Source organism: Motiliproteus sp. MSK22-1 (genome assembly GCF_001968815.1).
Taxonomy (GTDB): domain Bacteria; phylum Pseudomonadota; class Gammaproteobacteria; order Pseudomonadales; family Balneatricaceae; genus Motiliproteus.
Genome location: NZ_MIEQ01000027.1, coordinates 318,991 through 345,360, shown reverse-complemented (window position 1 = coordinate 345,360; position 26,370 = coordinate 318,991). Strand labels below are relative to the sequence as shown.

22 protein-coding genes are annotated in these 26,370 nt (G+C 47.4%); 7 read left to right on the top strand and 15 right to left on the bottom strand.

The window, feature by feature from the left end; all coding sequences use genetic code 11:
* Positions 1-176 precede the first annotated feature (176 nt).
* The 5 genes from BGP75_RS07730 to senA form a co-directional block, all read right to left on the bottom strand.
* Positions 177-1,061: a Tim44 domain-containing protein gene (locus BGP75_RS07730; RefSeq protein ID WP_076717278.1), complete on the bottom strand. Its 885-nt coding sequence runs from the start codon at positions 1,059-1,061 to the stop codon at positions 177-179.
* Positions 1,058-1,966 (bottom strand): DMT family transporter, encoded by a 909-nt coding sequence (locus tag BGP75_RS07725; RefSeq protein WP_076717275.1) that lies wholly within the window; start codon positions 1,964-1,966, stop codon positions 1,058-1,060. Before BGP75_RS07725 ends, BGP75_RS07730 begins: the two co-directional genes overlap by 4 nt.
* 187 nt (positions 1,967-2,153) lie before the next feature.
* Entirely contained in the window at positions 2,154-4,415 is a 2,262-nt protein-coding gene (selD, locus tag BGP75_RS07720; RefSeq protein ID WP_076717273.1) for a selenide, water dikinase SelD, read from the bottom strand.
* 165 nt (positions 4,416-4,580) lie between these two features.
* Positions 4,581-5,567 carry an L-histidine N(alpha)-methyltransferase gene (egtD, locus tag BGP75_RS07715; RefSeq protein WP_076717678.1) on the bottom strand — a complete coding sequence of 329 codons (987 nt, stop codon included), beginning with the start codon at positions 5,565-5,567 and terminating at the stop codon, positions 4,581-4,583.
* 161 nt (positions 5,568-5,728) lie between these two features.
* On the bottom strand, positions 5,729-7,039 hold the full coding sequence (senA, locus tag BGP75_RS07710) for a selenoneine synthase SenA (protein WP_076717271.1): 1,311 nt from the start codon (positions 7,037-7,039) through the stop codon (positions 5,729-5,731).
* Positions 7,040-7,289: 250 nt separating this feature from the next.
* Between senA and senB the strand changes: the two genes are divergently transcribed.
* From senB to BGP75_RS07690, 4 genes are all read left to right on the top strand, one after another.
* A complete protein-coding gene (gene senB, locus BGP75_RS07705) occupies positions 7,290-8,237 on the top strand; it encodes a selenoneine biosynthesis selenosugar synthase SenB (protein ID WP_076717269.1) in 948 nt (315 codons plus the stop codon).
* A 130-nt stretch (positions 8,238-8,367) separates the two neighbouring features.
* Positions 8,368-9,249 (top strand): putative selenate ABC transporter substrate-binding protein, encoded by an 882-nt coding sequence (locus tag BGP75_RS07700; protein WP_076717267.1) that lies wholly within the window; start codon positions 8,368-8,370, stop codon positions 9,247-9,249.
* A 20-nt stretch (positions 9,250-9,269) separates the two neighbouring features.
* Entirely contained in the window at positions 9,270-9,920 is a 651-nt protein-coding gene (locus BGP75_RS07695; RefSeq protein ID WP_076717265.1) for an ATP-binding cassette domain-containing protein, read from the top strand.
* A 7-nt stretch (positions 9,921-9,927) separates the two neighbouring features.
* Positions 9,928-11,433 (top strand): ABC transporter permease, encoded by a 1,506-nt coding sequence (locus BGP75_RS07690; RefSeq protein ID WP_076717676.1) that lies wholly within the window; start codon positions 9,928-9,930, stop codon positions 11,431-11,433.
* A 21-nt stretch (positions 11,434-11,454) separates the two neighbouring features.
* On the opposite strand, the gene BGP75_RS07685 is transcribed toward BGP75_RS07690, so the two are convergent.
* Genes BGP75_RS07685 through BGP75_RS07675 form a run of 3 tightly spaced genes read right to left on the bottom strand, consistent with a single transcriptional unit; the run spans position 11,455 to position 14,248 of the window.
* Entirely contained in the window at positions 11,455-12,057 is a 603-nt protein-coding gene (locus tag BGP75_RS07685) for a class I SAM-dependent methyltransferase (protein ID WP_076717263.1), read from the bottom strand.
* A gap of 48 nt (positions 12,058-12,105) precedes the next feature.
* Positions 12,106-13,851: a TrkA family potassium uptake protein gene (locus tag BGP75_RS07680; RefSeq protein WP_076717261.1), complete on the bottom strand. Its 1,746-nt coding sequence runs from the start codon at positions 13,849-13,851 to the stop codon at positions 12,106-12,108.
* 13 nt (positions 13,852-13,864) lie between these two features.
* Entirely contained in the window at positions 13,865-14,248 is a 384-nt protein-coding gene (locus tag BGP75_RS07675) for a DUF6394 family protein (RefSeq protein WP_076717259.1), read from the bottom strand.
* A 246-nt stretch (positions 14,249-14,494) separates the two neighbouring features.
* Here BGP75_RS07675 and BGP75_RS07670 point away from each other — a divergent pair, with 246 nt between their 5' ends.
* Both BGP75_RS07670 and BGP75_RS07665 read left to right on the top strand, forming a co-directional pair.
* A complete protein-coding gene (locus BGP75_RS07670) occupies positions 14,495-14,842 on the top strand; it encodes a hypothetical protein (RefSeq protein ID WP_083704683.1) in 348 nt (115 codons plus the stop codon).
* Positions 14,843-15,088: 246 nt separating this feature from the next.
* Positions 15,089-17,926 (top strand): insulinase family protein, encoded by a 2,838-nt coding sequence (locus BGP75_RS07665; RefSeq protein WP_083704682.1) that lies wholly within the window; start codon positions 15,089-15,091, stop codon positions 17,924-17,926.
* Between the two features lie 15 nt (positions 17,927-17,941).
* On the opposite strand, the gene BGP75_RS07660 is transcribed toward BGP75_RS07665, so the two are convergent.
* Positions 17,942-18,610, bottom strand: coding sequence for a hypothetical protein (locus BGP75_RS07660; RefSeq protein WP_076717256.1), 669 nt, complete (start codon positions 18,608-18,610; stop codon positions 17,942-17,944).
* Between the two features lie 121 nt (positions 18,611-18,731).
* Positions 18,732-20,204, bottom strand: a complete 1,473-nt coding sequence (sbcB, locus tag BGP75_RS07655) for an exodeoxyribonuclease I (protein WP_076717254.1) — start codon at positions 20,202-20,204, stop codon at positions 18,732-18,734.
* 576 nt (positions 20,205-20,780) lie between these two features.
* On the opposite strand from sbcB, the gene BGP75_RS07650 reads away from it, so the two are divergent.
* Positions 20,781-21,071, top strand: a complete 291-nt coding sequence (locus tag BGP75_RS07650) for a hypothetical protein (RefSeq protein WP_076717252.1) — start codon at positions 20,781-20,783, stop codon at positions 21,069-21,071.
* Positions 21,072-21,258: 187 nt separating this feature from the next.
* On the opposite strand, the gene ftsZ is transcribed toward BGP75_RS07650, so the two are convergent.
* The 5 genes from ftsZ to BGP75_RS07625 all read right to left on the bottom strand — a co-directional run bounded on the left by ftsZ (position 21,259) and on the right by BGP75_RS07625 (position 26,332).
* Entirely contained in the window at positions 21,259-22,488 is a 1,230-nt protein-coding gene (gene ftsZ, locus BGP75_RS07645) for a cell division protein FtsZ (protein WP_076717250.1), read from the bottom strand.
* 231 nt (positions 22,489-22,719) lie between these two features.
* Positions 22,720-23,937 carry a cell division protein FtsA gene (ftsA, locus tag BGP75_RS07640; protein ID WP_076717670.1) on the bottom strand — a complete coding sequence of 406 codons (1,218 nt, stop codon included), beginning with the start codon at positions 23,935-23,937 and terminating at the stop codon, positions 22,720-22,722.
* A 315-nt stretch (positions 23,938-24,252) separates the two neighbouring features.
* The gene (locus BGP75_RS07635) at positions 24,253-24,795 is read right to left on the bottom strand and encodes a cupin domain-containing protein (RefSeq protein WP_076717668.1); all 543 of its coding nucleotides are present in this window, start codon (positions 24,793-24,795) and stop codon (positions 24,253-24,255) included.
* 354 nt (positions 24,796-25,149) lie between these two features.
* Positions 25,150-25,368 (bottom strand): DUF3820 family protein, encoded by a 219-nt coding sequence (locus tag BGP75_RS07630; protein ID WP_076717247.1) that lies wholly within the window; start codon positions 25,366-25,368, stop codon positions 25,150-25,152.
* Between the two features lie 199 nt (positions 25,369-25,567).
* A complete protein-coding gene (locus BGP75_RS07625; RefSeq protein WP_076717245.1) occupies positions 25,568-26,332 on the bottom strand; it encodes a class III extradiol ring-cleavage dioxygenase in 765 nt (254 codons plus the stop codon).
* Positions 26,333-26,370: the final 38 nt, after the last annotated feature.

Below are 26,370 nucleotides of genomic sequence, written 5' to 3'. Positions count from 1 at the left end.
TGGGGATTCCAGCTGAATCCTTTCAATACCGCCACGCCTGAGCACAATTGCTGCTGCGCCGTTCCCGCCATCCCTGGCTCCCACGGCATAAGCACATCCCTGTGCCAAAAAAAAAAGAGGGCTTTTGGGCTCCTCTTTTTTGTTATTACTGACCATTCAAGGCCGTTGAAATTTAATTACGGCTGCTCAATACCAACGATAAACCAGTCTGAACCTTCAGTGCTGAGGTCCCGGGTAAGATGCCAGATCTCACTGAACTCGGTAGTTTGCGCCTCGGTTCCTTCTCTCATCCAACCATAGAAGTTTACGCTCAGCTCAGCGGTGTCTTCACGCTGTTTAAAACCGAGCAGTTCAGCCATCACGGATACAACCTCATTGTCGAGTGTCCCTTCGCCTAGCTTTTTGCGTTCAGATTCGAGGTTTGCAAACAACTCAGCATCACAATAAGTGCGAATTTCTTCCAGATCATTGCGATTCCAGGCTGTTTGCAGGCTTTCAAAATGCTGACGGGCACCACTCAAAAATGCCTCCTTATTAAACCATGACGGCAATTCAAGCTCTTCATTTGCCAAGCCATTGGACATTAACGGAGTCGGTTCGAATGCCTGTGGTCGTTGAGTTTCCGGCGCCTGCTCACGAGCTTGTTGAGTATCTTCAGGCCGGTAACCTCCGGCATACTGAGGTTGTTGTTGGGATTGCTTCATCCGTGCAAAGAGCCGGAAAAGCACAAAGCAGATGACTCCGATAATCAGAATATCCATCATCTGAATACCATCAAATGCACCACCAAAGAACAGAGCTCCCAGCAATCCTCCCGCCAGCAAACCACCCAGCATTCCCCCCATCAGCCCAGATCGAGGTTTTGTCGCTGCATTTGGAGTTTGGGTTGCGGACTTACCTGCATTCGGTGTCGTTGATTTTGGAGCTGGCGCTACCTTTTTTGGAGTGGAGAACATTTTTCCGAAACTACCCCCGCCTCCGAAGCGTTTTGCTTCCGCATGGTCAAGGGTAAATGTCATACCAATTAGTAGAGCACAGCAGAAGGAGAGCAGTCGCATCATAGATTTGTATTCCTGTTTTTGTATACCGGCGAAGATCTGACGAGAAAGGTCGACAGATATATGCCAGCGAATATTAAAGAGATTCCGAGTAGATGGAAACCCCGAACATGTTCACCGAGAAAAACAACTGAAAGCAACAGCCCGAATACCGGCATCAGGTGCACAAATAATCCAGCTTTGGCAGCGCCCAGTTCCTGTACCCCACGATTCCAGAAAATATAAGCCAGGATCGAAGGGAATATTGCCATGTAGGCTACCACGGCAAGATTGGCCTGATGCCACTCAATTAACCGACCTGTTTGAGTTTCCCATAGATACAGAGGCAATAACAGGATAACCCCAACAATTACATTACAGCCAAGTAGCGCTAAACCACTCAGCGCCTGAGGTCTCCATCTGAGAGCGATAGTGTAAAACGCCCAGCTAAAGACGGCGCCCAGCACCCAGACATCTCCCCGGTTAATCTGCATAGAAGACAGAATCGAAAATTCCCCCTTACTGATTATCATCAGAACACCAACAAGAGAGACACAGATCCCCAGGTACTGATTACGCGATATCTGGAGCTTTAACACAAACCGGGACAGCAGCAAAATGACCACCGGCACAGCAGATTGCAAGAGAGTCGCATTAACCGCTGTTGTATTCTGCAAACCCAGGTAAATAAAAGTGTTGAAATTAACCACTCCCAGCACTGAAAGCAGTACCAGAATGCCCCCGTGCTGGCGAATAACAGTTCGTTCTGCCCAAATTTTCGGCATCACCCAGGGCAACAAAATCAACATGGCGATTAACCAGCGCCAGAACGCCATGGAGATTGGTGGCATATCCAGATGCATAGCTCTGGCCAGCACAAAATTTCCCGACCAGAATAACGTAGTCAAAACCAGTAAAAGATAGGCCATCCAAATTAACCTGTTACCTTTTGGCCAGTTACCCGGGACCGATTAATCAAATGTTTACCTCACCTATCACAGTCAAAAACTTTCTCTGATCTTTACCCTTGCACCGACTCAGCTCGACATCAGTGCTAGCACTGGCAACAATCCACTTCAGCCACGAGCTTGGTGACAGCCAAGATAATCAGTGACATCAAAGTATTTTTATCGGAGCTTGTTGATCTGATAATTCTTCTATCTGACCGATAATACAGCTATCCCCATACCCTAACAGCTTGAGCTGCTCCAAGCAGCTTTCCGACTGGTGCAGCGGAACTCCAGCCAATAGTCCGCCCGCTGTTTGTGGATCAAACAACAACGGAAAGGCAGGGTGTTTTGAAACCCTTTCAATATCATTGATAGCCCGACGCAGACGTAAATTCTGAGGTTGAAGCGAAGATAAAATGCCAGCTTTAACGGTTTCCAGAGCGCCATCCAATAAAGGTAATGCATCCACATGCAGAACAGCATCAACCTGTGAGGCTTTGGTCATTTCAATCAGATGCCCAACAATTCCAAATCCAGTCAGATCTGTGCAGGCCGAAGCGCCAAAACGTTGCAAACACTCGGCTGCCTTCTGGTTGGAAACCAGCATGGACTGTATCGCAGAATCCACCCAGCGGCCTTTGGCCTTACCTCTCATGTCTGCCGCAAACAGAGTACCGGTACCCACGGCTTTCGTCAGAATAAGTACATCACCCGGTTTTAACCCGCTCTTACGCAAAACCTTAGCCGGATCTATCAGGCCATTCACGGTTAACCCAAAAGCCAGCTCAGCCCCTTCACTTGAATGCCCACCAGCAAGAACAGCCCCGGTAGGTTTCAAGACATGCAAAGCTCCCGTCAGTAGATCGTAGAGTGATTCCTCTACCACCCGTTCACGACCATAAGGCACGGTCGCAATGGCCAAAACAGACTGTGGTTCCGCCCCCATGGCGAAGAGATCACCTAACGCGTGATTGGCAGCAATGGCCCCAAAGGTATAGGTGTCATCAATGAAGGCCCGGAAATAGTCGACACTCTGCACCATCACCTTACCATCAGGTATCGCCAGCATGGCACAGTCATCCGCAGCATTTCGGCCGATTAAGACATCATCCCGGCGCTCATCAGGAAGACGTTGCATTACCCGTGATAAAACCGTAGCCCCCACCTTCGCGCCGCAACCACCGCAACGCATAGCCAAAGTAGAAAGCTCTTTAATCGCAGCTGAATCGGCAATACCTGATGCCAGTTCGGGCCCCTCCTTAGCATCCATATCAGGAAGCACGTTAAACTTCTTCATGAAGCGTACGTCAATCCAGTCCTTAACTCGCCACAACCAGGCAGATTCATAGGACCACCGGCCATGAGAAGCGATTGCGTACTTGTTTCCGGTGCTGACTAGCCCCAAAAAGTTTTTTTGTGCTCGATAGGGCCGTAAAGACTTGCCAATCGCAGCAGCACGGAGATTATCAGCCAATACAGGGCCTTGACGAACAGCAAACACTCCCGATTTAGGCCTCGGCTCCAGCAACGAAGCGATATCTCCGGCAGCGAAGATATTCTCATGGGATACGGATTGTAAATCAGCCCCCACCCGCACGAATCCAGAGTCATCGACCGTTAAACCTGCTTCTGCAAGCCAGCTGGGAGCAGCAGCAGTGGTCACCCAAATAGTGGCATCCGCCGCCACAGCTGACCCATCATCCAATATAACCTGATCTGATCTGACTTCACTGACCCGTCTTCGGGTTTCCACTCTGATATCACGCTCAGTCAGTATTCGTTCAAAGCGTTGACGCACACCAGGGTTATGCATATACATAATGCCATCGCTTTCCGTCAGCAACCGGTACCTCAGCCGCTTGGAGTCTAATCCAGACTGACGAAGTACCTGCTGCAATCGATGTTGGGTCGATAAGGCTAACTCGACACCACCAGCACCACCCCCAACGACGACAATTCTGAACTCCCCTTCACTGGCTCGAACCCGTTCAACCAGTGCCTCCCATTTGTTCAGGAACTGGTCAATAGGTTTGGCAGCCAAGGCAAACTCATCCACCCCCGGAATATCAATGCTATTGGGCCTTGAACCAGTATTAATGGAAAGCAAATCATAGCCTATCGACGGCCGCCCTTTGGCAAAAACCTGATTATTCGCCGTGTCCAGCCCCTGTACCTCTGAATGATAGAGACGGGCTCCTGCAAAACGAGCCAAGGGTCCCAAGTCTATATGACAATCATCATAGTCATAATGACCGGCGACAAACCCCGGGAGCATACCGGAATAAGGCGTATGGATATCACGGGTGATCAAGGTGATTCTTAAGCCCGGGACAGGCTTCATTCCCAATTTTTTTAATACGGTGACATGGGCATGCCCACCACCAATCAGAACCAGATCTTTTACTACCGGTACACTGTTATTTTTCATCAAAGTTGGCTTTACCGTTGGTGGGGTTTCAATCGCTTACTTTTTTCAGTCGCGGGTTTTAGAGAATCTGCCAATAAACTCATGAGGGAACCGGTGAACAAGTCCAGTGTGTTCTCTGAGGGCACTGGAACGGTCAGATGTCGAATAGACTTGTTCATAGATTCCTTAGGTTTCAGACAGGCACTGACGAAATAAATGCACGCTGAACAACTGTTCATCGTCACACCAGAGTGCATCAGATTCGAAGCCCGCCTGAGCAGCTAAAGAAATAAACTCCTCTGTGCTGTATTTGTAGGAGTTCTCGGTGTGAATACTTTCTCCCTGCCGGAAGCAAAATGATGCTCGATTTAAGGAACCTCTGTTCAGAGTGACTGTTTGTTCAGCGCTGCTGATCAAATGCATTTCTATACGGCCCCGCTGCTCATCATACAGGGCTTTATGCTGCCAGGCAGTCAGGTCAAAATCTCCCTTCAGTTCGCGATTAATACGGGTCAACAGGTTCAAATTAAACTCGGCGGTAACTCCCTGAGCATCATCATAGGCCGCCTCAAGAATGGATTTATCTTTCTTCAAATCAACCCCTATCAACAAATACCCCTCAGAGCCTACCAGCTCAGCGATCGAGGTTAAAAAAACCACGGCATCTTCAGGATTAAAATTACCAATACTGGAACCGGGAAAAAACGCAACATGTGTCCCTTTGGGTGCATTCGGAGGAAGACGCATTTCACGAGAATAATCAGTGCAGGCCGCATGGATTTCCAGCCAGGGAAAAGCAATTGCTAAATCTTCGGCCGCTAGCCGTAAATGATCTTTGGATATATCCATCGGCACATAAGCCTGGGGTTTCAAACCTTCCAAAAGAATATGCACCTTGGCACAGCTGCCTCCGCCAGGCTCTACCAGCAGACTTCCGGTCCCAATACGCTTTGCAATATCAGCCGCATTAGCAGTCAAAATCCCAATTTCAGTGCGTGTAGGATAGTATTCAGGCAGTTCTGTTATTGCATCAAATAACTCAGAGCCTTTGGAATCATAAAAATACTTTGGTGGAATGGCTGCTGGCCGTTGAGCCAGACCTTTCAAAATGTCACTCTCAAACTCATTTCGAGTGGTATGTAGATCATAGAATTGAATTTTTTGAGTGTTCACCAAGTGATCCTTTTGATCCGTAATCCACGAACGATTAAACTCCAAGGTGCTGATGGTCATTGACTTTCAGCAATCTCTGTCTTCAACCATATCTACCTTCGACTCCCCCCCATCTCCAACGCTGCCTGTAACGTTCAGAAAAGGAGTCGGGGGATGCTGTTTCACAGAGCGCAGGTACGAAAGCCTGCAAAAACGTCATTACGATCCGGCCCATAATAGGTTCTCCAGGTATTACGAATCATTCGTGCACGGGTAGTCCATGCCCCACCCCTAAGCACTTTGGTGTTACCAAATAAGGGTTGAGAATAATCCTGATACATATCCGCAACAAACCCAGGGTAAGGACCGAATGTATCCTCAGTCCACTCCCAAACATTACCGATCATTTGCCGACAACCAAAAGCACTGTCCCCCGCCCCAAGGGCGCTAACGTCAATCGTCCCCATCGCAAAACCATCCAGGTTTGCCTGATCACCCCGAGGAGGCGTACTCCCCCAGGGAAAATGACGCTTAACGGAAGACAGGGACAAACCATCAGCCGAAGGCTCAGCTGATGCTGCAACTTCCCATTCCACTTCCGTTGGCAAGCGTCTGCCAGCCCAACGACAGTAAGCTTGAGCTTCATACCAGCAGACATGGATAAGCGCCTTATTCAGAGGTAAGTCCAGCCATTGATCAAATTGCCTCTGCTGCCATTGAGTTTTCCCCCGACGCCAGTAGACAGGATGTGCACGATTTACTTTCTGCCGCCATCGCCAACCTTTCTCATCCCAATATTCTTGTTTGTTATAGCCGTCGGCCTCCACAAATGCCAAAAATTCTTCATTGTTGACAGCGGTCTTTGAAATACTGAAGGGTTGTACGGTTACCGGGTGGCTCCACTTTTCATTATCAAAAACGAAACCATCCTGATCACTAGCACCTAACATGAATTGGCCACCAGGTATCCTGGCATCAACGCTACGCCCCTCCTTATCAGTTACCGGGTAATCTTCCTGTCGACAATCTTTCTTACCCATAACAGGCGTCGGATAGCTTAACGTCTGACGGGTATAGGTATAGGCTTCGTTATGCATATCCTGATGGAAAACAGCATACTGAGCCAGATAATCACGGTAGGGATCATCTCCCTCGGACAGACACTGTTTGATTTTTTCCAACACCCGTTGCATGTATCGGCAGGTCTCATCCATGGTCGGCAGGGGCAAATGCCAGCGATCATCATGAGCAATGGTTATAGAGTCATAAAGGGTATCTGAACCCGAGCGGATCGGGGCCTGCTTAAGATGTTGACGCAGCACCCAATACTCATAAAAGTAAGCCGCATGACCCACTTCCCAGCGTAATGGATTCACCGTGGGCAACAAAGGCCCTATCAGTTGCTCTGCCGTCAATCCCTCTATTAGCGCAACAGTTCTGTTATGTGCATCCTGCGCCTGGCTGGCAATCACTTCGGGATTAGATTTGCACATGTGATGTCCTTGTTTGCGAGAGCTGCAGGTAATAAATAACGAAACCAACGACAATACCAGCAAATGACAAATATCAGGTTAATTGAAGATAGACCAATTACAGGATAGTCTCCCATGCATAATCTATTATGTCATTTCAGAAATAACAAAATGTCTAAGGTAGAGCGATCTGGTTAATTAAAGGAGATTGAGACTTACCCCCGCTCGTCTCCAAACCCTGTAACCAACAGCGAAAATGAATGAATAAAATATGCAAATCATTCTGATTACGCCCGCCCCTGCCAACTCCTTGGCAGGTAATAGGACTACCGCGACTCGCTGGGCGTTCATTCTCAGGTCTTTAGGCCATAGGGTGGATATTGCAACTGATTATGATGGAAAAGAAGCGGATCTGATGATTGCTCTGCATGCCTGGCGCAGTGCAGAAGCAATAAAGCGATTTGCCGAAAGCTATCCAAGCCGACCGCTGATTCTTGCCATTACCGGCACCGATGCTTACCAGTTTATTCACAGCCACCCCGATACCACTCTGCAGTCAATTCGCCAGGCAGACTATTTGGTTGGCCTTCACGACCTGGTCGGTAACAGGTTACCCGAAGACCAGCGCAGTAAAATGCACGTTATTTATCAGTCAGCTATGCCGATTGGCAAACGTAATCCTTATAAGCGTTATTTCCATGTCTCTGTTTCAGGTCACCTCAGGGAAGAAAAAGACCCAATGCGTCCGGCACTTGCCGCCCGATACTTACCCGATAGCAGCCGTATCAGGATCCATCAATATGGCAAGGCCTGCTCTGCTGAGTGGAGCGAGAAAGCACAGGCTGAAATGAATACTAATCCGCGCTATAGATGGCATGGTGAAGTCGCTCACCACCAAATCAGGAAAGTCTATCAACGCACTAATTTACTTGTTCTACCCTCACTTATGGAAGGTGGGGCCAATGTCATTTCTGAGGCAGTTATCGCGGGTGTTCCGGTTATAGCCTCAGATATAGAAGGGTCAATAGGCCTGCTGGGTGAAAATTATCCCGGTTACTACCCGGTAGGCGATGAAAACGCTTTGAGCAAACTTCTACTGCGCGTAGAATCTGATCCCTCGTTATATCAGAACCTGCTGCAAGCTTGCCTGAACAGACAATCTTTGTTTACACAAGCAGCCGAAACTCGTGCATGGAAGGATCTTCTATGCCAGCTGTAGGCTTATCGGTAAGAGCGGTTTTATTGGCTCACTCAATTTTGTTTAAGAATTGAATTCTGTTGAATTACTGAGCTTATTTGGAATTCTACACTTATTGGATATTTACAACTGTAGACTATAAGGAAAAACGATGACTACTTTATTACGCCGTCTGGGTATCTCGCTTCTGATATCCCTATCTCTTATCAGTGTTTCGACCAGCGTTTTCAGCGCGCCAAAAACCCTGGTCTTCTCGGCAATCCCTGACCAGAATCAATCTCAGCTTGTCCAGCGTTTTGGCAAGGTCGCCGATTACCTGACAAAAACATTGGGAGTGCCGGTGAAGTATGTACCGGTAAATTCATACGCGGCTGCTATTACAGCATTTCGCAACAATCAGGTGCAGCTGGCATGGTTTGGCGGACTTTCCGGCGTAAGAGCACGCCTGCTGGTCCCGGATTCTGAAGCGATTGCTCAGGGTTTTGAAGACACTCAGTTTGAAACCTACTTTATAGCGCATCACAGTACCGGCCTAAAGCCCTCGGATAACTTCCCAGAGAGTATCGCCGGAAAGTCCTTCACATTTGGGTCAAAAGGTTCCACTTCAGGTCGCCTGATGCCGGAGTTCTATATCCGTGAACATCTTGGCAAAGCCCCTGACGAAGCATTTAACCTGGTGGGTTTTAGTGGCAACCACTCCCGCACCATTGCCTTAGTCCAGTCAGGTGCCTACCAGGTCGGCGCAACAAACTATAAGGTTTGGGAAAAGGAACTGGCGGCTGGAAAGATTGATACTGACAAAGTATCTGTTATCTGGAAAACTCCTACCTATCCCGATTATCAGTGGACGGTTCGGGGGGATGTCGACAGTGTCTGGGGGGATGGATTTAAAGCTCGCATCAAGCAAGCGCTGCTGGATATGAAAGATCCAGCATTATTGGACGCCTTTCCAAGAAGTGCTTTTGTCAGTGCCAGTAATGATGACTATCAACCTATTCTCGATACTGCCAAAGAAATCGGGCTTATCGACTAATTACAGGTAACCCCGTTGCTATGCTCCACCTCGTTTCTGCCAACGCCTCCTATGAGGACAGCATTGCTCTTACAGACATAACGCTTCATATACCTGTAGGGCAAAAACTGGCGTTGATTGGTCGAAGTGGAGCAGGCAAATCAACCTTACTGAAATTACTCTACGATCAGAGACCCACAGATATCGCACTGGTACCTCAGGACTATGGTCTGGTCACCAGTTTATCGCTATTCCATAATGTCTATATGGGGCAACTGGGACGTCACCCTCTCTGGTATAACCTGCTGAACTTAATAAAGCCGCTAAAAAAACCGGTTGGAGAAGTACAAAGTATTCTCAGCGTGGTACAGCTCAGCGACAAATTATTCGAACCCATCGGACAATTATCGGGAGGACAACAACAGCGGGCCGCCATTGCCAGGGCAATAATGCAAAACGGAGATATATTATTTGCCGACGAGCCGGTATCCTCGCTGGATGAGCAGCAGTCCAATCTGGTCATGAAGGTTCTCTGCCAACGTTTTGAAACCCTCGTGCTAGCCATGCACGACATAGATCTCGCACTCAAGTACTGTGATCGCATAGTCGGATTGGATAACGGACGGATTACAATCGACGAACCGACAGGCAGTCTTGTACGCAAAGACTTGCTTGATATTTACGGTGAATAAGCTCACGGTGAGTAAAGGCCTCCGTTTTCGCCGCTCACCCCGCTGGAAAGTCAGCTGGTTATTCGTCTTTGTGGCTTTGGCATGCCTGCCCTTCGCTGATTTGAGCATTAGCACCTATGACCCCTGGGCAGAATTAGGCCGACTGTTCGGAGGATTATTACAGCCTTCACTGGTCGCGATCGAAAAACCCTTTGAAGCCCTTTTACAAACCCTCGCCTTTGCCATACTGGGCGTCAGCTCAGGCAGCCTGATCGGTTTCGGTCTTGCGCAGCTGTTTCATCTGCGGTTAGTAAGGATCGTCTGCGCCTCGGTAAGAGCCATCCATGAATTATTTTGGGCGCTGATATTTTTACAGATATTTGGCCTCCACCCCCTGACGGGGCTTCTGGCGCTTGGCCTCCCTTACGCTGCCACTTTCGCCAAGGTTTATGCTGAGATACTTGAGGAAGGTGATCGTCGGGCCTACGATACAATTCGCCAGAGTGCCGGGCCGACATCCGCGTTCTTCTATGCTCGACTACCTGATTTATGGCAGCACTTTGTTACCTATACCGGCTACCGTCTGGAGTGTGGTTTACGCTCAAGTGCGGTTCTGGGTTTTGTCGGCCTTCCCACTCTCGGTTACTATTTAAGTACTGCATTTCTCGAAGGAGCCTACGCTGAAGTCTGGGCGCTGCTCATTCTTTTTTATCTGGTAATCGCCAGCCTGCGCTACTGGCTACGTCCGAAGTTGTTACCGCTGTATATACTGATCGCCCCTTTCATTATCGCTAACGACAGTGAAATCTCTGTGGATAATATCAGTCGGTTCTTTACTCAGGATATAGTGCCTTTACCGCTGCGTAATTCAGAAGGCTTGAGTGGACTATGGCAATGGTTTACAGAACTGTTTCTGACTGAGGCATTGCCCGGCATAATCAACACCCTGCTGCTGACACAGATAGCACTGGTACTGACCGGCTTAATTGCTCTGATCTGGTTTCCACTGATATCAAGATTATTCTTTGAGCGATTTGGCCGTTTGCTTGGCCATCTCTTTTTAGTCATCATGCGCTCAACACCGGAGTACATTCTCGCCTTTATCCTGCTGACCCTGTGGGGCCCATCAATGCTCCCCGCCGTTATTGCACTCGCATTGCATAACGGAGCAATTATCGCCCACCTTATGGGGCGTTACAGCAACACCCTGTCGCTTCGGGTAGATGCGACAGCAGGCATGAACCGATATGCCTACGAGGTAGTGCCAAGAATCTACAATCAGTTTCTGGCTTTTCTGTTTTATCGCTGGGAAATAATCCAACGGGAAACAGCAATTCTGGGAATCCTGGGTATCACAACTCTGGGTTTTTACATCGACAGCGCCATACAGGACATTCGGCTGGATCGTGCGATGGTATTGATTGCCATTACTGCTGCCCTAAACGTCTGCATAGACTCCCTGTCACACTATATCCGCTCAAAACTGAGGCTTTCTATCGGCTCGCAACAAATATCAGCTGAATCCAGGCGCTGAACAAAAAGAGTTCTACAGAAATCACCGATGTCCAGTCAACAGAAAGACTGAATAGTCCCCTTGGGGCTTGCAAACTGTACTTGCAGAGGTTATTTCAGCACTCTTGAATCCTGCTTCTTTAGCAATATCCAACAATAGCTCCCGATCAAATCCGAAATGGAATACGCCGGTATCTTCAGTATGAAAACTTCCATCTTCAAGATCTAAATCAGCCAGAGCCAAAATACCGCCGTCCCTGAGCATTGCATAAAACCTCGAGAACATTGATCTAATATCATCAACGTGATGCAACGTCATCGAAGAAATGATCCCATCAAATTTTCTATCCAAAAATGATTTGGATAAGTCCATTTCCAATATTTCAAGATCACAGTTTAAATCAGCTCTTTTTTTATCAAGCTGCTCATTCATTGCCGTTGATATATCTACCGCCGTAATTTTGCCAACGTATGGTGCCACTCGCTCTAATAACAGTCCCGTCCCTGAACCAAAGTCCATAATATTCATAGTTTTTTCGAGTTGAGTAGTTGCCAGTATCGAATTCGCAATGTTTTCAACATTTTCAACTCTATGATTAATTTCTTCATAACTTCCGGCTTTATGTTTGAAGTAGTCATTACTCATCGAGTATTCCTTCTATATCGCTTACACGTTTTATACATTTTGCAGTTCTTAGAGTTCTGAGTAGTCGCTTTCCGGAACGGTTTTCTCAACCTGCATTTTAGCTTTTCGACTTCGATACCAGCGACCCAACCAACCCCCTAAGGCATCAGCATCACCAATAACATGGCGGAAAACGTTAAAGTTAGAGACGATCCATTGCATCTGATAGTAAGCATCACTTAACCCGCAAAACAGTATTTCGTCACCTTCTTCCAGTTCAGTCAATTCGCCCGGTAATAGCTTACATACCTGCGCACGCTTTAGCATAAGGGGAAATGCCGGTAGATTTTGTCGAAGTCCTCCCGGATCTTTTAGAAAAAGATTAAGGGTCAGAGTTTTTCCTTCTGTCATGGCTTTTTCCAGTGCAGGTGTTTCTGCCGCGTTGACGGTAAAGGCCCAACTGTCCAATTCAGCATCGCCAGCAACTGAACTCATTCGATTAACCAATGTATGAGCCCATACATCATCCTGATGAGTCATCATTTCGTGCAGGAACTCTCCTATCAACGTACTTTTGATCAGCGACAGGATATTGTTGGCAATTATTTGACTCGGCTCCATCACAAGATCAGTTTTGGCAGCAGAAAAGACCGGATCGTTTGTGCTCAGATTTTGACGCACGACGGTTAGCAACTTAGGATTTAACTCCAGTGCAGTCATTATGATCGATAGGTTGTTAGCGTCATTATCAGTGCCCGCAATCAACCCTACTGCCTCACGGATATTGGCTTCTTCCAGTGTATCTGCTTCGGTACCAGGGCCTTCAACAAATGAAACGTTCGCGCTGATATCCATCGGTTTGATATCAATTATTGTCAGATTAACCGGTTTACCTTTAAAGCTTCGCTGCAATGCCTTTCCAAACCGTCCATAACCACAGATAACCCAGTGTCCATTGGTCTCCTGATAGGCACTGGCAACCGAGCGATGCTCAGGATTAGTCAGCCAGTCATAGACCAGATGCTTGTATGGTGAATGTATCGCCAAGGCCAGATAGTCAGCATAAGTGACAAAGGGGTCAATAATGTGATCGGTACCGAAGGAAGCCAGATTAGCGGTGGTCACATCTGACTCTGTACGGCAAATTACCGGCAGCTTCGGTACCAATAGTTTACTGGCGATAGATATAGCCAAATTAGCCGGATCCTGATCCGTTAATGGCAAAACACCCACACAGAATGGACTTTTAAGTCCAGCATCATTGAGTACATCAGGTTCAGAGGCGTCAGCACAAAGTCCAGGCACATTATGCTCAAGACTGTCCGTTTCCAGGGCGTCTATTCGAGCCTGCTCAATATCGACCACAACAACATGTATGCCCCGTCGGGTTAACTGACTGACCACTCGACTTCCCGTCATACCGTAACCACAGACCAGATAGAAAGGCTCCCCAATGCGATTAACTTCACGAATAAAGGCAAATCGATTCATCAGTCGGATAAATGCCTGATCCTGAAACACGGCCAACATCTTACCGATGCTATATAACCAGGAAATAACCGTGCCGTAGATAGTGACCAGGGTCCACATCCGCTGACCATCAGTAAACTCGTAGGGTATTTCGCCAAAACCAATAGTTGACCCCATAAAGCTGACAAAATAGAAAGCATGAAAAAAACTCATTCGCCAGGGAGCACCGGTGTCATCAACGCCGGGAATGATGACAAACCCCAGAACCGATACGGCATAGACAATGATCACCGTAATCAGAGGAGTACGCAGACGCCTTAAAAGAACAAAAAGTATATGGTTCATCACTCAGTCATTGCTAACGTCGAATCATTATAGTTTCGACCATCAGCAAGATTACCGAAGTAATGTTTGCCAACAGCGCCCCTGCGGACAGTGAAACCACACTGGCCATAGCCGCCTCATCCAAACCGACGGCACTAATCTGCGCACCATACCCCCAGACCACAGCCGCTGCTACCAACTGCAGATCCGCCACCAGGCTCGTTGCCAGCAGGACCGCACCAATATGTGTTCGATCACCAAACTTCAGTACTGTGGCAATCAGACTGACGACGATTGCAGCAAAGAGTTCGTAAACATTGTGATGATCTGGATTTCCAATGTCACCAATAAAGAAACCGAAGTTAATGGTTAACGCCAAAACAATAAAAAATGCAAAAACAACCTTTTCTCGATTCATTGAAATTTCCTTACAGAATCTTTATTTTCAGTACAAAAGTTCATTAATAGACAATAGGTTACTCCACTGCATATCTGCAAAGAATTTTATCCGATCGACCCCTTCAAAAGCCATGCTCTGATGCAGAGGATGCCGATCTTACCCTGAATTCATCAAATTCGTAGATCATGAATCCTTCTGCGACGGACTAAAATCGCTGTTGCAACCGGTATAAAGTCTCTCGTTAAGCTGAGAGCGTGGCCAGTCATGTCAGTATCCAGTATCATCGTCGCCCTTAGCATGATTGAATTATCTAAAGTCCCATCAACAGAAGCCAGAACCATGAAAAAACAACTCGATGAACGTTACATGCAGGTAGCGCGTGCCTGTCTGCAGGTTCTTAATAACGTTAACCCGGCGGCAGATCGCAGCCAACAGATTCAAGAAGTCTATCAGGCTATCGATAAAGCCATTGCCGATCTGTACAAAAAGCAGGAGCAAGACTTGGCGATTGCCTATGCCGCTTTAAGAGAGATTGCTCAGATGGACGCAAGCAAGGACGACCTTAACCGAGCGATCAACCTGGCCAATGGTGTTTTGCCGAAACACCACTGACCCACAGTTCCGGGATTATTTCTATATCTGAGGTCATTGCTATAAAAATGTACCGCACGAATTTGAGCCATGGTTGAACTTGATGGGGATATAGAGGTGTTATTTTTGCAGAGCCCTGTTATAAGCCCACCGTCAAGAATTCAATAATGGTAAAAACGGACTTAAGTGGAACCAATGCCTTAATCCCTGTCTAAGCTGGGAATATAGAAACTCCCTTGAAACAAACACCTGGCGAGGAAACGTTGAATGGCCGCAGCAGGAATTCTTCTTTTTAAAAGCTCAGTCAACCGTGCTGTAACACTGGTATTATTCTGTGTTACCACATTGTTAGTCAGCGTCGGTGCAGCTGCTTCCGATTCGGTTGTCAGTAAAATCATCAAGAGCCCTAATGACAAGCGCTCCTATCTTGCTTTTGAACTGGAGAATGGACTCAAAGCACTGGTTATTTCAGACCCTGATACCGATCGCTCCGCCGCCAGTATGGATGTTGGTGTTGGTAGCGGCGATGATCCGGAAGGTCGCCAGGGCCTTGCCCACTTTTTGGAACACATGCTCTTTTTAGGCACTCAAAAATACCCCAAAGCAGGGGAATACCAATCTTATGTCAGTGAACACAGCGGGACCCATAACGCATTTACTGCAATGGATCGTACCAATTACTTCTTTGATATAGACAGCACTTATCTGGAGCCCACCCTGGATCGGTTTTCCAGGTTTTTTATCGAACCATTATTTACACCAGAATACGTCCAGCGGGAAAAACATGCTGTCCATTCAGAATATCAGTCAAAACTAAAAGAAGATGGAAGACGGGGATTCGCTGCATTCAAGCAAATCATTAATCCTGAGCACCCTATGGCCGGTTTCTCCGTTGGCAGCCTGGAAACCCTTGAGGATCGCCCTGGTTCCAATATTCGTGATGAATTAATCCAGTTTTATAAGCAACACTATTCCGCAGACAACATGTCACTGGTAGTACTCGGTTCTCAATCGCCGGAAGAACTCAAACAGCTGGTAGAAACCAAATTCAGCGCCATCCCCAGACAATCAAACCAGCCAGAGAAAAAAGCGGCCCCTCTGTTCGAACCCGGAAAGTTACCAGCAGTCCTCAAGATAGACAGTATTAAAGAGCTACACCAACTGAGCCTGACCTTTCCGGTCCCTGCTATTCGCCCTCATTATGAGAAGAAGCCGCTACGTTATATCAGTGCCTTGCTGGGCCATGAAGGACCCGGAAGCCTCCTTGAACAACTAAAACAGCAAGGCCTGGCAAAAAGCTTGAGCGCCGGAGCCGGTTTGAGCAATCAACATGGCGCGACCCTGGCAGTTCAGATCGGACTGACTCCCGAGGGTTTCCAACGTTATCAGGAAGTCGTCGATATGACTTTTCAGTATCTTCGACTGATAAGAAAATCCGGTGTACAGTCCTGGATTTTTGACGAGGAAAAGTTAATCAGTGACACGGCCTTCCGCTTTAAGGAGAACGGTCGAAAGATCTATTATGTTACCCACCTGGCCTCCAATCTCAAACGCTACCCCCTTGAAGAGGTCATTCGGGGAGACTACCTATACAAAACCTATGACCCTCAGTTAATTAACAGCTATCTGGATTATCTGACTCCGGAAAATCTTCTGATCGAATTAACCGCCAAGGGTATACCAACAAATAAGACAGATCCCTGGTATCAAACCCCCTACAGTTTTGAGTCTCTTGATCAAAACCTAGTCAAAAGCTGGAAACGCAGCGAAATAGATCCAGGTCTCAGAATACCAGAACCGAATCCATTCCTTGCCAGTGATTTTGAGCTGCGCAAAGCTATTCCCAGCCCAATGCCAGAGGTGCTTAAGTCACGCCCCGGCTATCGACTCTGGTTTAAGCAAGAACAGCAATTTCAAACGCCAAAAGCGGATTTTTACTTTTCATTCCGTTCTCCCGTCGCCAACGATACGGCCAGACATCACGTATTAACCAGTCTTTTTGTGCGCTTGGTCAATGACCGCCTGAACAGCTTCACATATCCAGCTAATGTTGCCGGATTCAAGACTCATATCTACGATCATATCCGGGGGTTCAGCGTACGCCTTTCTGGCTATCGTGATAAGCAGTCACTATTGCTGATACGGATCGCAGAAACCTTGAAAAGCCTCCAGGTAGACCCACAGCGACTGGCAATATTCCAGACAGATTTAATTCGACAGTTGGAAAACAGTCGCAAGGAAAAACCCTACACCCTGGCACTGGATAAAATCTACCGTAAGGTACTAAAACCACAATGGTCACCAGACGAGCAGCTACAGGAGCTAAAAACAATAACCGCGCAAGAGCTTCAGCGCTTTGCCTCTGAGCTGCTAAGTGCCGGCGAGGTAGAGGCCCTGGCACATGGAGACTTACTCCCGGAAGATGCGCTGGCATTGTCTGATACGCTGGAAAGTCACTTATTGAAAGGGGTAGAAAACGCGAAGGTAGAAGAAGGGCAGGTCATCTTATTGCCTGAGCGGGTTGATGTTGTAGACCTTGATATAGAACATAACGATTCGGCAATAAGTACTTACATCCAATCCGCGGACAAAACACTAAAATCCCGAGCCCAGTATGCGCTTCTCGCTAAGATCCTTTCGCCTCCTTTCTACAATCAGCTTCGAACTGAAAAGCAGCTCGGTTATATCGTCTTTGCAACATCAATGCCTATTCTGGAACACCCGGGGCTGGCCCTGGTAGTGCAGTCACCTTCGGCTACCCCCAACCAGCTTCAACAGCATATTGGCGACTTTATGGACAACAGTCTGACACTTATCAGTTCTGTCAGTGAGCAACAACTGGAAGACTACAAACAAAGCTTGTTAGTAGAACTGCTTAAAAAAGATCAGAAACTCAGTGATCGCACCAACCGGTACTGGCGTGAGATTGACAGGGGTTATCTTCAATTTAATAGCCGTGAGCAATTGGCCGATGCTATACGGGAGGTCTCTATCACAGATCTGGTCAGCGCCTATCAGTCTTTAAGTGACAGGCAACTGATCGTCCGATCTGCCGGGCAGTCACTTTCCAGCGGTTTGAAGCAACTACCCGCCCCTCAGTCTTAGTGATGAATATGCTCTTTATTCGACGATGACCTCAACAGCAGACTCCTTGTCGTTAATCGGCACAGTGACTCGCTCACGGATGCGTGAGCCAGTTACTGGCGCTTTAGTGTCGTCAGTATCTGAAACTTCTGCAGCACTATTCAGGTATTCAAAAATGATATCTTCGCGGGTCAGTTTCGGTTTCTCAATGACTCCTGCCGGAATAACAACCGATTCCATTCCTCCGTATTGATCCACAGGAACAACGGTTGGCTCCGGCAAGGCTAATTCAGGGTCATCGCCTGGCAAGGTCTCAATCATGGGTTCAGAATCAAATCCATCAGCCATATCTCGATAGACGGTACGGGCATCCTGAGTTCCTCCGCTAAAGCGGTCAGGCACGATTTCAGGGTATTGGTCTTCGGGAATATCCCCATCAATCCGATCCACAGGTATTTCAGTATAGCCACTCTGATCAGTAACCCAGTCTGCATCATCCGAACGCTGCCTACGATCCCAGAATTCCGCCACAGGGTCCCGACTGCTGTCATCAACTTCACCCTGATCGTCGACAACCGGAACCTTCCTTGAACCGGTAGCCGGTTGATTTTCCGTCGCCTGATTTCCACTTTGTGTCTGCGCTAAAGCAGGTACCGACAAGATAACTCCAGAGAGCAGACCGGCGCTCAGCACCGAAATACTCACCAAATATCCAGTACATCGAGATACCTGAAGCCAACCGAAAGCACACCGGCGGCGCCTTCTTCCCTTCGTGGAAAGAACCGACCAGTCCTTCTCTGAATGAGCCCCATCTGAACGAGCACAATTACATCGGGTATATGGACTCAGCATAGGTAGCCAGCTCCTGGAGGATATGCATTTTTTCTTCAGTAATATCCGCTGAGAGCCCCAGTTCATTGAGGCGTTTATAAAAGTCTTCAAACCCAAGGGTTTTCTCACTCCTGAAAGTTTCTGCACTATCGCTGGAGCAAACACCAAGTAACCGTTCCCGGCGAAACTCTTCCCATCGCAGCTGCTCTTCATCACTCAGTGTTTCCAGATAGTTTCGAGCCCGATAACGGAAAAACATTTCTTCGAGACGACCATCCTGGAAACAAGGATCCAGATTGGCCAGCTCGTCTACCGGACAAGTACGTATCTGCTCCATAGCGGCCTTATCAGTTTGACCAAAAAATCCACCGCTGTAGAGCATCTGATCAGGATCTGAAGAAGGCTCAAATCCAGACTCGGAAAATACCGCTTGCAGTTTGGCTTTCAGTTCCGGATGACCGCGTAACATTGCCAGATGTGTACGACATTGGGCTCCGGAAATCTGTAATCGTTCAGCTTCTTCCGCATTAAGCATAGAAGCAGGTGCGATAATTGGACTGCGATTGACATGAACGACTTTTAACGGTATCCGGACCTCTCCTTCCGCCAACTCAGATACAGGCGTGTAAAGGCGTTGCCTGATACTATCGGCATCCAGCTCCAACAGAGGAGTCGGATCAATCCGAAGATCATAAACAATAACACCGTTTTTGTTTATCGGATGGGTAGCTAAAGGCGCAACCACCGCAGCATTTCCAAGTTCTGCAGGATACTTGGACGATATATGCAATACTGGTTTATGACCATGAACGTCCAGCATGTCAGCGACCTTACGCTTGTCTCTCAGCTGTAGCGCATAGTGATAGAGCTTGGGTTGTTTGGTTTTCAACAGCTTGGCTACAGCAATGGTGGCATAAACATCGGATAACGCATCATGAGCGTTACCATGTTCAATACCATTAGCCACTGTCAGATCTTCCAGCCGCAAACTCGGTCGCCCATCTTCATGAACGGGCCAGTTAATACCCTCAGGTCGCAACGCCCTGGCCAGACGCAACACATCAATAATATCCCAGCGGGAGTTGCCGTTTTGCCATTCCCGCCCATAGGCATCAATAAAGTTTCGATAAAAGGTAAATCGAGTAATTTCATCATCAAAGCGTATGCTGTTGTATCCCACACCACAGGTTCCGGGCTGGGCCAGCTGCTCATGAATCAGTGCACTGAAATGCGCCTCTGGGACTCCTTCACTCAATGCTTGTTGCGGGGTTATACCCGTAATAAGACAGGCCTCTGGGTGAGGCAGAAAATCATCTGCTGGCTTACAGAACACCACCAAAGGCTCGCCAATAATATTCAATTCTTCATCCGTACGGATACCGGCAAACTGTACTGGTCGATCGACCATCGGATTGGCCCCGAAAGTCTCATAATCGTGCCAGTAAAAAGTTTTTGGGGGTTTGCTCATTGATGGCGTTTCCTTATCGGTGCCGGGTTTTATGTTTTATGTCTAATGGCCTGGGACGAACCTCTTCGGACCTGCAAACAACAGACCGGTCTTGCAGGTTTCATCAGGCAACTGCTCATGATGTGCATCTTAAGCCTAATAATAACAAGCTCCTGCCCAAATGGCAGGCACTGGACTAAACAGTATTTAAAGCCCGACAACCATTAGCACTGTTAAAACCAGCTTCAGTGAAATTCAAGATCACTCAGGTTTAGAGACAATCAGACAGCGTATCGCCAGGCTCCTTAGCAACAGCGGCGTCATTTTTCCCCATAACGGCAACGATATTCCCAATACCATCATCAGCTGGTACACATTGGCGGCATACTATCCTTCAAAAACGCAGCAACTTATCCCTAAAAAAGCCTACCAAGCTCCCTTAAAAAGCAGCCCGCTAGCCATATCTGCTGATTTTCATAAAGTCTGGCACTTGATTTGCAAGCCCACTGATATGTAGAACAACGCGACCCCCTATAATCACTATCGATTAAAAGAACACGGAATCGATAAATAGCTCGCTTTTGTAAGGAGAATAAAATGGAGATGCTTAACAAGCTGTTTCCGTTTCTTAACAGTGCTCAGCCTGAGTCTGAAATCACAGCTTATCGTCAGCTTGCTGATCGAGAACAGTTGCTTGAAAAATATCGTGAACATTCAACTGATGAGCAGAAAGAACGCCACCAGCAGTTTGTTGAAAAAGTAGCCTTGATGCGTGCAAAAGGCCAACCACTGCGTAGTCTGGACCTGGCCCGTCTCAGAGCACGACTGCACAGAATGGGTAACCGTTCATCAGAGGACAGCCATTACACGGTCAAAGAGGTTGCCTGAATCCAAAGTATCAGCCCAGGACTTTTGTTACATGGTTATGATTGGGATACCGGGTTATATGGAATGCAGTATTTTGATTCATTACTCCATTCTTTTTAAACACTTCCTTTCCAAATATGCACTATAAAAAAACCCGAAAACGGGGAAGAACGTCTTCGGGTTTTTTTATGCTGCTCAAAGCAGATTGTTAATCTGCCTGACGCCTTAAGAAAGCAGGAATGTCCAAAAACTCCATGTCATCGTCGGTCCCGGTTTTGGCAAGAGGCATCGCCATCGGCTCTTCGGCAGATTTTGGTTTACTAACAGGTTCACACTGTTGGCGTAATACCGTTGGCAATTCCAACTGATCAAAGTCCAGGGCCCCATCTTTTCTTCGAAGGCTGGTATTTCGCTGCCCTGCGCTTTTCTGATCCATTGATTGACCGAAGTTATTACTGACGACCTTAACCGAAGCCTGCTCACGATTACCCAACCCTGTAGCAACCACGGTTACTTTCAATTCGTTACTCATTTCAGGATCAATAACTGTTCCAACAACCACCGTTGCGTTTTCTGAGGCAAATTCCTCAATCGTATCCCCGACTTCTGCAAATTCCCCCAATCCAAGGTCAAGTCCAGCGGTTATATTGACCAGAATTCCGCGTGCACCTTGCAGATCAATATCTTCCAGAAGCGGACAGCGAACAGCAGCTTCTGCCGCCAAACGGGCACGGTCTTCTCCGCTGGCAACACCTGTTCCCATCATTGCCATTCCCATTTCAGACATAACTGTTTTGACGTCAGCAAAGTCAACATTGATCATGCCAGGGCGCACGATCAGATCAGCGATTCCCTGTACGGCCCCCTGCAACACGTTGTTCGCTTCTTTAAATGCGTCTATCAGAGAGGTATTTTTTCCTAGTACCGACAGCAGCTTCTCGTTAGGAATAGTGATTAATGAATCGACATTCTGAGACAGTTCTTTAATACCCTCATCAGCGATTTTGCCTCGACGGCGCCCCTCAAATGGAAAAGGCTTAGTTACAACAGCAACTGTCAGAATGCCAAGCTCTTTGGCTACTTCCGCAACAATCGGCGCAGCCCCTGTTCCGGTGCCACCGCCCATGCCGGCAGTAATAAAGACCATATCAGCACCGCCAAGCATTTCGGCAATGATTTCGCGATCTTCCACTGCCGCTTGACGGCCTATGTCAGGATTAGCTCCTGCTCCCAAGCCTTTAGTGAGCTCTCCACCGATCTGAAGCAGATTGCAATCAACATCTCCTTTCAAAGCCTGGGCATCTGTGTTGGCACAGATAAACTCGACACCATCGACATCGCTGCTAAGCATATGCTTAACAGCGTTGCCACCGCCACCACCTACACCTACAACTTTGATCACCGCACTCTGAGGTGCGTTATCGACCAGTTCAAACATAACCCTTCTCCCCTTAAATTATCTTGCTTAGCAGCTTCTATTCTTGTTCAGCAACTTCGTTGGTTGCTTTAAATCGGCACTTCAAGCTGTTACTTCGAACTATGATCTAATTACCTTACATACCAATGAGTATTTCTTTCGCAACTGCAGGTGAATTCTTAACCACACTTGATTAAGCGTTTAATCACCAACAGCTCTTTAATACCCTGACCTCAAATAAACACTCCGACCTCAAAAATTGTTCTGAAACCAGTGTTTCATTCGATTCAGCATACCCGGCTGCACATTTATTACGTCTGCTGGCAATTGTTGCGGTTGATGCTGGCAGTGTTGCCTGGCATAGAGTAATAAGCCAACACTCGTGGCATAAACCGGATCCCCAACAATATCGTTAATCCCCTGGACACCGACAGGTTTGGCCAAACGCACTGGCATGTGAAAGATTTCCTCTGCCAGTTCAACCGCCCCTTCCATTTTTGAAGTCCCTCCGGTCAGCACGATTCCCGCGGCCACCAGTCCTTCGAAACCACTGCGGCGCAACTCGGACTGTACCAGGGTAAATAACTCGTCATAGCGCGGCTCTACAACTTCAGCCAAAGCCTGGCAGCTCAGGTTTCGTGAAGGCCGGTCTCCAACACTGGGCACCTTGACTATTTCGTCAATACTGGCCAGCTGAGCCAACGCACATGCGTATTTTATTTTGATCTCTTCAGCGTGTAATGAAGGGGTTCGCAGGGCCATTGCAATATCATTAGTCACTTGATCCCCGGCAATTGGAATAACCGCCGTATGCCGAATGGAACCACCAGTGAATATGGCGATATCTGTGGTCCCGCCACCGATATCAACCATGCAAACACCTAACTCTTTTTCATCCTCGGTCAGCACGGAATAGCTGGAGGCTAATTGTTCAAGAACAATACCATCAACGTCCAGACCACAGCGGCGAATGCACTTCTCAATGTTCTGTGCGGCATTAAGTGCCCCTGTAACCAGATGAACCTTTGCTTCAAGGCGCACCCCGGACATTCCCAAAGGCTCTTTGATTCCTTCAAGGCTATCAATGACATATTCCTGAGGAAGGATATGGAGAATTTTTTGATCGGCTGGTATCGCTACGGCCCGGGCTGCGTCAATCACTCTATCCAGATCAAAATCAATGACTTCCCGATCACGAATCGCAACAATACCATGGGAGTTCATCGAGCTGATATGACTACCGGCAATTCCTGCAGTCACCGAATGAATCTTGCAGCCGGACATCAACTCGGCCTCTTCCACCGCTCGTTGAATCGAGTGCACTGTGGATTCGATGTTCACCACCACACCCCGCTTCAAACCACGAGATGGGTGAGAACCAATACCAATCACATCGATACGGCCATCTGGACCGATTTCACCGACCAAAGCGACTATTTTGGAGGTGCCGATATCTAATCCGACGATCATATTGTTATCTGATTCATTCGTATTAAAACGTTTACTCACTTCCAACGCTTTAAATCTCCTGGCTCTAAATTTTTTAATAGCTCTGGAGCTGAATATAGCAAATTACGGTCCACTTTAATAAAACAATATAATCAATTTTAACCCACTGATTTAGCCGTTTTTTTTGGCAGCTAAAAATCAGACAGGAGCCATTAAAAGCTATATCGGCAAACTGTTGCCGCACTTAACGGCAATAAATGATTTTTTTAGGAATATCAAGAAAATAAAAAAAGCAGACCCTAGTCTGCTTAATATAGATCAAATAATAATCAACATTTAAAGAGATGGGGGATTGTTGGCACTGACTATTTCACACTCTTCTTCCCCTACATTTCGAAATCGATGGGGTAAAGAACTATCAAAGAAATAACCATCTCCAGGGGAAAGAGTTTTTGTTTCACCGTCAACGGTAAGTTCCAGCTCCCCTTTTATAACCATCCCTCCTTCCTGTCCATCATGAGATAACATTTCAGGCCCGGAGTCAGAACCCGGTGGGTAGGTTTCATGCAGCACTGACAGGGTTCGATTAGGATGATTATGGCCGACAAGGCGAATATTCACGTCAGCAGTTCCTAAATCAGGATGTTCATCAGCAGGATAAAACACCTGCTTCTTTTCGGGAACATTCAGGGAGAAAAATTCCTGAAGTAACATCGGCAGTCCATCCAGAACTTTGATTAAAGAGCTCACCGACGGACTCACCCGGTTTTGTTCTATCAAGGATATCGTGCTGTTGGTGACGCCAGCCCTCTTCGCCAGTTCACGTTGCGACAGATTTTTTTGCAGGCGAACTTCTTTCAACCTGGATCCAACATCAATACTCATTAAACCACCTAAATACTACGCCAGCATTCAGCAGGCTATTATACGCGTCAGTATGAATACTTCCTAAAAGCCGTCGTTTCGACTGACTATTCTTTCAACCAAGGCATTGTTGCTACAGTGCATACTTTGTCAGGCAGCACCCACCTCTGACTGCTGAGACAGCATATGCACTGATAAACCATCAGTAGATACATGGTATTACCGGTAAATTTTCTGATTAATATCAACCAGAAACCGGTATCTTCTGGCAGATAGTATACATGGCTATAGGGATCAGCGCATTAGCCCTCGGTCCAATCAGGAAGTGAATATCCCGACAAAAGCTGACCTCTCAGGACCAAGGTGTGTTCATTTACGTAGAGGTTCAAGTAAGTGTTCAAGGCCATTGACCTTAATTTCATGCAGTACCGATAACAGTATCCCCAGCTCTCCCTCAGGAAACCCTTTACCGGCAAACCAAACAAGATAAGGCTCTGGCAAATCCATCAGCACTCGGCCACCGTATTTTCCAAACGGCATCTTCATGGTAGCCAGTTTAATTAGTATTTGCGGATCTGGTGAGGGCATACTTCTACTCAATAATGGAAAATTCAGGAACCCGGGCAGAATAAACCCCAACTATTTCGATTACCAGTACTGACAGCATGTCGGGTTAAAGTGTTCCCGTCAAAAATAGTGCAACCAAGGCCATTCAGCGGCGGAAAGGAATTATGTGTGGACGGGTCAAAGGTCTATAAAGAAACTTTCAAGAGAACCTGAGGAAGCTCTAATTAAAACGAAAATGCACCAATCCGAGATTACCATGACTAAACCCCTGATAGATTACTTCTGGTGTAGTCTCGCCAGCAGCCCCCATCGCAATCCACAACGGATCCAGGTGTTCGGTTGTCGGATGTGCAAATCGGGCCTGTGGAGCATGACTTTCCCAACTTTGCAGCTTGTCCATCGCATAGTCGCAAACATTCTTTATTAACCAATGCTGAAATTCTCGTGCCCAACACGCAGTACCTGCGCCCTCAGCGACTATTTCTCTGAGATTATGCGTACCGGAACCTGAAGTCAGTATCAGAACCCCCTGCTTTCTTAAATAGGACAACGTCTCACCTAAATTAAAAAGCTGCTCCACAGTCTGATGGGCGGGTAAACTCATCCCCAAAACAGGGATTTCAGCCTCAGGATACAGCAACATCAAGGGTGTCCAGGCACCATGATCTAACCCCCTGTCAACTCGGCTCGCGTGGATACCCTGGCTGAGCAGATGCTCCGCAACGTCTTCAGCCAGCTGTGGATCACCGTTAACAGGATATTGCAATCGGTAAAGCGCCTTAGGAAAACCATAGAAATCATGAATAGTTTCCGGCCTCAGAGATGACGATAAAGAGAGACCTGCTGTTTGCCAATGAGGGGAAATACAAAGTATTGCTTTGGGAGTAGGAAATGTCGCCGCAAGCTCCAGTAATGGAGCTTTAGCAGGTTCATCCTCGATTATCATGGAGGGTGCCCCATGGGATAGAAATAAAACAGGAATCATCTCGTACCACCTCAATAATTAAAAAATCCTGGGGAGTA